The 3,473-nt window shown below is 61.6% G+C and carries 3 protein-coding genes; 2 read left to right on the top strand and 1 reads right to left on the bottom strand.

Features of this window, described 5'->3' with window-relative positions:
* The coding region (locus JNL55_RS10690) for an NAD(P)/FAD-dependent oxidoreductase (protein ID WP_293852805.1) at window positions 1-938 on the bottom strand (938 nt) is incomplete at its 3' end.
* 189 nt (window positions 939-1,127) lie between these two features.
* Between JNL55_RS10690 and JNL55_RS10685 the strand changes: the two genes are divergently transcribed.
* Both JNL55_RS10685 and JNL55_RS10680 read left to right on the top strand, forming a co-directional pair.
* On the top strand, window positions 1,128-2,042 hold the full coding sequence (locus JNL55_RS10685) for a LysR family transcriptional regulator (protein ID WP_293852804.1): 915 nt from the start codon (window positions 1,128-1,130) through the stop codon (window positions 2,040-2,042).
* 7 nt (window positions 2,043-2,049) lie between these two features.
* Complete coding sequence (locus JNL55_RS10680) at window positions 2,050-3,318, top strand: MFS transporter (RefSeq protein WP_293852803.1); 1,269 nt, start codon at window positions 2,050-2,052, stop codon at window positions 3,316-3,318.
* Window positions 3,319-3,473: the final 155 nt, after the last annotated feature.

Here is a 3,473-nt window from a genome sequence, read left to right as displayed (position 1 = left end):
ACGAGCTGCGACGCCAAGCCAAGGTTCTCCATCACGTTCTCGAACACCGGCTGCGCGCGTCGCTGCGTGTTCATACCACCGCCGTCACGCGCGAACCGGCTGGGCCAACCGCCACCCACCAACACGTTCCCGGCCGAGACTTGTTTGAGCGTCAACCGCTTGCTCGCGTGCTGAACCAGATGCGGAATCAACGGAGTGGTGCGCTCAATGACATTCATCGACAACGGCACCGCGAACATGGGCAAGTGAACATGCGCCATGGCGCCGATCTCGCCCGCCCACGCCCCGGCCGCGTTCAACACGGCACCCGCCGTCACTTCATGCACTACTCCAGCGCGATCGACGAACGTGACCTGCCAGTCCGCACCATCCCGCATCAGCCCGGTCACGCGAGTTTGAGAATCAATCCGCGCTCCCAACGCCTCAGCACAGCCAGCGAACGCCGGCGCGACCAAACGCGGATTCGCATGACCTTCGTGCGGGAAATAGCCGGCGGCGATCACCGAGTCCGCCAGGTAGGGCGCCAGCCCACGAACTTCGGCTTGCGACAACAGCCGGGACTCGAGTCCCCATTTTTCCTGCAAGCTCTGGCGCTTCTCCAGCAATTCCAGATCGCCGGCCGACTCGGCCACGATCAAGCCGCCGCCCATTTCGACTTCCAGGTGGGTTTGCAGCTCGGCTTCCAGCCCGCGCCAGTCCTCCAGCGCCACCAGGCTCAGCGGAATGACCTTGGCGAACTGCGCGGCCAGCTCATCCCCGTAACGAATCAGCCGGTATTCCAGCTGAAAATGCAGCGATCCGGCGTTGCGCCCGGAAGCCTCGCGATTCAGATCGCCCTGTTCCAGCAATAGCACCGAGGCGCCGCGCCGGGCCAGGTAATACGCGGCCCCGCAGCCCACCAGGCCGCCACCTAGGACCACCACATTGAAGCGCGTCATCGTTTTTCTTTAGCTCTCGAGTCGGCCAATGGAAAAGTTTGTTGCGCTAACTGCAACGTAACGACCGGAATCGGCACGAATGTCGCATTCCGCCCCACCGCCGAGCCTATTGTGACCCGATTGAATCCGGGAGCGAGCTCAACATAGACTCGACTTCGTTGCGTTTGCTGCAAGTATCGGGGAGAACGCATGCACGGGGAAATTCGACTGCGCTATTTGTACGAGGCCGCGCGCCTCGGCACGATGCGAGCGGCCAGCGACGAACTCAACGTCGCCACCTCCTCCATCAGCCGGCAGATCGCCGCGCTCGAGAAGGAACTGGGCATGCGGCTGATCGAAGGCGGCCGTCGCAAGATCAAGCTCACCGAAGCCGGCAACGCCGCCTTCGCCTATTACCGCGAAATGCAGGCGCACGAAGAAGTCTTCATGTCGCGCGTGGCCGAGTTGCGAAGTATTCGCAGCGGCACCATCAACCTCGCGGTGGGCGAAGCCTTCATCAGCGATGCATTCAGCGAAGTCCTGCAGGACTACATGCGCCGCTATCCGGGCATGACGGTGCGCGTGAAAATGAGCGGCACCAACGATGCGGTCGGCCTGGTGCGCGAAGACGAAGCTCACTTCGGTCTGATCTTCGACGTGCCGCGCGATCCCAAGGTTCGCGCTCGCCTGACGCTGTCACAGCCGCTGAAAGCCATCGTGCATCCCAAGCACGAGCTGGCCGGGCGCAAGAGCGTGAAGCTGGGCGAACTCAAGCAATACAGCATCGGCCTGCCGGAAGATTCGTTCCGCATTCGGCAAATCGTGCGCGAGGCCGAGCATGCCGAAGGCGTGTTTCTCGAACCGGGCTTGATCGCCAACTCGATGATGTTGCTCAAGGACTTCGCCAAGTGCGGTCGCGGCCTCACCTTCCTGCCGGAGTTTTTGTCGCAGCCGCAATTGAGCGAGGGCAAGCTGATCGCCATTCCCATCGACAACCCGGTGATGAACTCGACTCGCATCAGCTTGATCACGCGCGCTGGCCGGCAGCTGCCCAACGGCGTGTATCGATTGATGCTCCGGATCGAAGCACACTTGAAGAGTTTGATCGCACCGACCAGCCCATAACCGCCGCGTGTCCAACTTCCGCTGGGTCATCGTGCTGTTGCTGTTCGCGGCAACAGCCATCAGTTATGTCGACCGCCAGGTGCTGACGGTGCTCGCGCCACAGTTGCGCGATCAGCTACAGATCAGCAACACCGGCTACGCATCCATCCTCACAGCGTTCCTGCTCGCCTACACGTTCATGCAACCGATCACCGGTTGGTTGATCGATCGCATCGGCACGCGCAAGGGATTCGCGCTCATCATGGGCTGGTGGTCGATTGCGGCCGTACTGCACGCTTTCGGTAACAGCGTCGCGTCCTTCGCAGTTTGTCGGTTCCTGCTGGGTGCAGGTGAAGCTGGCAGTTGGGCCGCCTGCGTCAAAGCCGTTTCCGAATGGTTTCCTCGCAAGGAGCGCGGCTTTGCCACCGGTCTTTGGAGCGCAGGCGTCAGCGCAGGCCTGGTGATATCAGTGCCCATCGTCGCGTGGATCAATCTCGCGCTCGGCTGGCGATGGGCGTTCATCCTCACCGGCTTGGTGGGGCTCATCTGGTTGGCCGCATGGTTGTGGCTGTACCGCCTGCCTAGTGCGCATCCGGCAGTCAGCGCAGAAGAGTTGCGTCACATCACCGAAGACGGGGCGATCGACGACCAGCCCACCAAGAAAACGCCGTATCTCAGTCTGCTTCGTTCACGCAATGTGTGGGCAGTGATCGCGGCTCGCGTGCTCGCTGATCCGTGGGTTTGGTTTTATTACTTCTGGATCCCCGAATACCTGACGCGCAACGCCGGCTTCACTGCGGCCGACATCGGTAAGTACGCGTGGATTCCATTCGCCGCGCAAGGCGTCGGCATCGTGTTCGGTGGCGCGCTTTCAGACTTGCTATGCCGACGTGGTATGAGCGTCTTGAATGCGCGTCTAACAGTGATGTTGTCCGGAATGCTGTTGATGACCGCCGGCATCACCGCCGCGTTCGACTTCGGCATCGTGGTGATCTTCACCGGCATCAGCACCGCGATGCTGGGCTTCGGCTTGTGGGCGCCGAATATGATGTCGCTGTGTGCCGATGCATTCCCGCGCGACTCCGTCGGATCGGTGGTCGGCTTGAGCGGCATGGGTGCCGGCGTCGGCGGCATGGTAGTCACCATGCTCACCGGTGTGGCACTGGATCTTTATGGTTACGCGCCGGTGTTCGTCGCGGCCGGCGTCATTCCGCTGTTGGCTTTCGTCGTACTGTTTACGCTACTTCAACGACCCAAAGCAGCCACTAACAATTCGGTGCAAGCGCAGCCGACTTGAATTGCTGGTTGAGTTACTCGGGCACGGCCGCGATAGCTTCGATCTCGACCAGAAAGTCAGGCAGCGCCAGCGCCGCCACACCGATGAACGTATTCGGCGGCGGCGTACCGTTGCCGAAGAACGCACCGACTTCACCGAGCACTGGGCCGAGTTTG

The sequence above is a fragment of the Steroidobacter sp. genome, from assembly GCF_016790065.1.
Lineage (GTDB): Bacteria > Pseudomonadota > Gammaproteobacteria > Steroidobacterales > Steroidobacteraceae > Steroidobacter.
The sequence above is the reverse complement of the archived record's forward strand: the minus strand, read 5'-3'. Positions and strand labels throughout refer to the sequence as shown.

Coding starts and splice junctions, on each gene's coding strand:
- JNL55_RS10685 (WP_293852804.1), top strand. CDS start 1,128: ATGCACGGGGAAATTCGACTGCGCTATTTGTACGAGGCCGCGCGCCTC.